Here is a 2,821-nt window from a genome sequence, read left to right as displayed (position 1 = left end):
CTGGTATCCCGTGTGGGTCGTGATCGATGGCAGCACCGATGGCACCGACCAAGGCCTGCAGGAGATGGCCTCGCGGGATCCTGGGCTCAAGGTCTTCGTGCTGCCACGCAACCAGGGCAAGGGCGCGGCCGTGCTGCGTGGCCTGACCGAGGCACGCGCCGCTGGTTTCACGCATGCGCTGACGATGGACTCCGACGGGCAGCACCCCGCCGCCCTGATCCCCGAGTTCATGCGGATCTCGATCCAACGACCCGAGACGATGGTGCTGGGACGCCCGATCTTCGATGCCAGCGCGCCAATGCTGCGGGTACGCGGCCGACGGGTGTCCAACTGGTGGACCAACCTGGAAACCTTGGGGGCGGGCATTGCCGATTCGCTCTACGGCTTTCGCGTGTACCCGGTGGCGGAGCTGGCCGATGCCATGGCACGCCAACCTTGGATGCGCCGCTTCGACTTCGACACCGAGGCCGTGGTGCGGCTGGCCTGGCGCGGCGTCAAGCCAGTCAATGTGGATGCGCCGGTGAAGTACCTGCTGCCTGAAGAAGGCGGGGTTTCCCACTTCCGCTATGGCCGCGACAATGTCCTGCTGACCTGGATGCACCTGCGGCTCATGCTGGAATTCGCGCTGCGCCTGCCGCTGCTGGTGGCACGCCGGGTAATGCGGCGGCCACCGTTTCAAAGCTGATCGGTCGTCAGGCGGCGATGCGCGACGCCTGATCGTCTGATTTTCGCTTGGCCGGCCACAAGCCCACTGCTGGCAACCAGGCGCTCAAACCGGGCGCGGTGATCACGGTGCTGACGATGGCCATCAGGACCAGCATGGTGAACATCTGCTGAGAGATCACACCCAGGTCCAAGCCCACGTTCAGCACGATCAATTCCATCAACGCGCGAGTGTTCATCATGATGCCGATGACCTTGCCTTCGGCGTGATTCAAGCCGGCCCAACGCGCGGCCAGGTAGCAGCCCCCGAACTTGCCCAGCGTGGCCAGCGAGATCAGCAGCGCGGTCCAGCCCCAGGCTGCCATCGTGTCTAGCCCGCCAATGTTGGTGCGCAAACCGGTGTAGGTGAAGAAGATTGGCAGGAAGAACACCAGCACGAAGCCGCCGACTTTCTGCTTCCAGGCGGCGACCAGCTCGGCCTCGTCATGCAGGATGACGCCGGCCATGAAGCCGCCAAAGATGGCGAAGATGCCCAGCTGGTAGGTGGCGATGGCCGCCGCGAACATGACCGACAGCAAGAGGCCCATCAGCATGGGCGGCAGGGCATCGTTGCCTTCCTTGAAGTGGTGCACCAAGCGCTTGATCAAAGGCCGCGCGACGTACCAGCTCAGCACAAAGAAAGCCGCGACCATCACCACTTGCAGGCCAAAGGCCATCGGCTCGAAGTGGGACACCGTGATCGTGGTGATCAAAGCCAGCAGCAACCAGCCCACCACATCGTTGATGGCCGCCGCCGAAATGGCGATCACACCCAAGGGCGAGCGGGTGATGTTGAACTCCATCATGATCCGGCCCAGGATGGGCAAGGCCGTGATGGAAAACGCCGTGGCCACGAACAGGGCCGAGGCCAGCCGGTCGGCCTGTGGCGACAGGATGGGCGCCAAAAAGTAGCCGCTGCCCAGCCCCAGCAGGAATGGCGCCACCAGCCCGGCCAGGGCCACGCCCCACACCGCCTTGCGGTTGCGCTTTTCAGTCAGGTGCGAGAAGTCAAACTCCATGCCGATCTGGAACATCAGCAGGATCAGGCCAATTTGCGACAGGATGGTGAGCGGCGCGGCGGGCACCGAGCGGAACACGTAGTGAAAGACATCCGGCATCAACAGACCGAACAGCGAAGGGCCCAGCAGGATGCCCACCACGATCTCCCCCACGGCGGGCGACTGGCCCAGGCGTTTGGCCAGCGTGCCACCCAACCGCGCGGCCATGACAATGACGATCAGCTGCAGCAAAACAAAGTACAGCAGCATCTCGTTTTGGTGGACGGCGCTGGATGCGATGCCTTGCGTGGCGGCCTGTGTGGTGCTCATGAGGGCATTCCGCCGTTGATTGAGATGACTTGGCCGCTGATGTAAGCGGCTGAATCGGAGGCCAGAAAACCCACCAGATCAGCGACTTCTTGCGGTTGACCAGCACGCTTCATGGGCACCATCTGGGCAATGGCGGCGGCGTCGAAACTGCCCTCGGCCATGCTGCCCTGGATGATGCCGGGAGCCACCACGTTGACGGTGATGCCTCGGCTGGCCAACTCAAGCGACAAGGACTTGGAGGCGCCATGCAGCGCCGCCTTGGCCGCCGCGTAGTTGACCTGCCCACGGTTGCCCAGCAGGGCCGCGATCGACGACACACTGATGATGCGGCCCCACCGGGTTCGGATCATGGGCATGCTCAAAGGTTGAGTGACGTTGAAAAACCCATGAAGGGACACGTCGATCACGCGGTGCCACTGATCGGGGCTCATGCCGGGAAACACGGCATCGTCGTGGATGCCCGCGTTGTTGATCAACACCTGGATCGGACCCTGTTCAAGCAAGGCTTCCAGGCTGGCCGAAGTGGCCTTGGCGTCGCTCACGTCAAAGGCCACGGCGCTGGCCTGGCCACCGGCCGCGATGATCTCGCTCACCACGTACTCGGCCCGATCAAGGCGAGCGTTGGCGTGGACGATGACTTGGTACTGGCCGGCCAAGCGCTTGCAAATGGCCGATCCGATGTCGCCACTGCCACCAGTCACCAAGGCGCGTTTCAGGACGGGGGTATTCATGGCTTGGGCTCCGAGGACAACAAGGCGCCGGCATCCATCACCACGGCGGCCCGGCCTTCG

3 protein-coding genes are annotated in these 2,821 nt (G+C 63.7%); 1 reads left to right on the top strand and 2 read right to left on the bottom strand.

The features are described 5' to 3' along the window. The coding region (locus tag H7225_RS08645; protein ID WP_290660844.1) for a glycosyltransferase family 2 protein at window positions 1-685 on the top strand (685 nt) is incomplete at its 5' end. 7 nt (window positions 686-692) lie between these two features. Here the strand turns inward: H7225_RS08645 and H7225_RS08640 are convergent. Further along, entirely contained in the window at window positions 693-2,030 is a 1,338-nt protein-coding gene (locus H7225_RS08640) for a cation:proton antiporter (RefSeq protein ID WP_290660842.1), read from the bottom strand. Further along, entirely contained in the window at window positions 2,027-2,761 is a 735-nt protein-coding gene (gene fabG, locus H7225_RS08635) for a 3-oxoacyl-ACP reductase FabG (RefSeq protein ID WP_290660840.1), read from the bottom strand. Before fabG ends, H7225_RS08640 begins: the two co-directional genes overlap by 4 nt. Between the last annotated feature and the right edge of the window lie 60 nt (window positions 2,762-2,821).

The sequence above is a fragment of the Aquabacterium sp. genome, assembly GCF_014378415.1.
Lineage (GTDB): Bacteria > Pseudomonadota > Gammaproteobacteria > Burkholderiales > Burkholderiaceae_C > Aquabacterium.
The sequence above is the reverse complement of the archived record's forward strand: the minus strand, read 5'-3'. Positions and strand labels throughout refer to the sequence as shown.

Bases quoted from the DNA above. Each gene is read 5' to 3' on its own strand.
- H7225_RS08640 (WP_290660842.1), bottom strand. From the start codon at position 2,030: ATGAGCACCACACAGGCCGCCACGCAAGGCATCGCATCCAGCGCCGTC.
- fabG (WP_290660840.1), bottom strand. From the start codon at position 2,761: ATGAATACCCCCGTCCTGAAACGCGCCTTGGTGACTGGTGGCAGTGGC.